The sequence below is a fragment of the Nonomuraea sp. NPDC049141 genome, assembly GCF_040648415.1.
Taxonomy (GTDB): domain Bacteria; phylum Actinomycetota; class Actinomycetes; order Streptosporangiales; family Streptosporangiaceae; genus Nonomuraea.
This window is the reverse complement of record NZ_JBEZDR010000251.1, coordinates 1-1,211: the sequence shown is the minus strand read 5'-3', so window position 1 is coordinate 1,211 and position 1,211 is coordinate 1. Positions and strand designations below refer to the sequence as shown.

Below are 1,211 nucleotides of genomic sequence, written 5' to 3'. Positions count from 1 at the left end.
GTCGGCGCCGCCCCGCCCCTGCCCGCCGCCGGTCCCGCCTTCTTCATGGGCTGAGCCCTTCGACCGAACCGGCGGGGGCCGGGTCTAGGTGGTGGGGCGCAGGAGGGCTTCGGTGATCTTCTGGCAGTTCTTCATGCCGTACTCGTAGCCCTTGCCGATCGGGTAGCGGACCATCACGCCCATCGTCCAGGTGTCGCCGATGGCGAGGCAGTTGATGTGCATCTCCTGCTCGCGCGTACGGTCGATCCAGCCGTTCTTGATGGCGATGGTCTTGCGCTCCGCGGCCGGGAACGCCTTGCGGATGCCGAAGTCCCCGCCGCCCCGGACGAGCCGCATCTCGCCGATCAGCCACTTGGTCCACTGCGGCCCGGCGGCGCGGCCGTCGGCGATGCAGGCGCCCATCCGGGCGGTGTCCCGGGGGGAGAGGGCGGTACGGCTCCAGCCGCCGTCGCTGGCGACGCTGCTGTCGGTCAGCTCGCACTTGGAGAGCAGCCGCTTGATCGAGGCGGACCCGCCCAGCGCGTTGTAGAACTGCTGGGTCCGGGTGTTGTCGCTGTCCCGGATGATCTTCGTGGCGTCGGCGAGCTTGGCGGCGCTCGGGGTCTGGCCCTTCTCATCGGCGCGGCGCAGGTAGTCCGCGACGATCCACGCCTTGATCAGCGACGCGGTGGTGCTGGTCTCGTCCATGTTGTCCGAGCCGATGATCTCGCCGTTGCGGCGGTCGAGGACACTCCAGGAGTACCAGCCCTCGATGTCCAGGTCGAGGTCCTTCGCCTCGAACGGCAGCGGCTCCGGGGCGGGGCTCGGCGTCGGCGACGGGGACGGCCGCGAGCTGCCTCGCCGTCACCGACAGGTGGAGCCTCGCGGTGATGCTCCGCTACCCGCAGAAGAGCGGCCTCACCTACGGCGCGCAGGTCTGCGCCTCGGTCGCCAGCCAGCTCGTGACCCCGCAGCCGGGCGCCGCTCTCAAGGTGCCGCAGCCCGTCGGGAAGCTCTGATGGCGCGGCAGCGTCGGGCCTCCGGGTCGGCCGACGCCTCCCCCGGCAAGCTGATCGTCATCGCGGTGGTCCTCATCGGCCTGGTGCTCGTCTCGCTCCGGTTGCTGCCGGGCTCGCCGTTCGAGTCCACCGCCGCCGCGAAGTGGGGCACCCCCGCCGGCTCCGCCGAGCGCGCCACGACGGCTCCCAGCGACCGCAGCTCGCGGCCGTCCC

3 protein-coding genes are annotated in these 1,211 nt (G+C 71.8%); 2 read left to right on the top strand and 1 reads right to left on the bottom strand.

All coding sequences use genetic code 11. From position 1 onward, the window contains the following. Positions 1–84 precede the first annotated feature (84 nt). Positions 85–687, bottom strand: a complete 603-nt coding sequence (locus AB0B91_RS66265; protein WP_358343304.1) for a hypothetical protein — start codon at positions 685–687, stop codon at positions 85–87. 179 nt (positions 688–866) lie between these two features. Here AB0B91_RS66265 and AB0B91_RS66260 point away from each other — a divergent pair, with 179 nt between their 5' ends. Beyond that, positions 867–998, top strand: coding sequence for a hypothetical protein (locus tag AB0B91_RS66260; protein ID WP_358343302.1), 132 nt, complete (start codon positions 867–869; stop codon positions 996–998). Then, positions 998–1,211, top strand: a 214-nt coding sequence (locus AB0B91_RS66255; RefSeq protein ID WP_358343300.1) for a hypothetical protein, incomplete at its 3' end; no start/stop codon positions are given. The genes AB0B91_RS66260 and AB0B91_RS66255, both read left to right, overlap by 1 nt.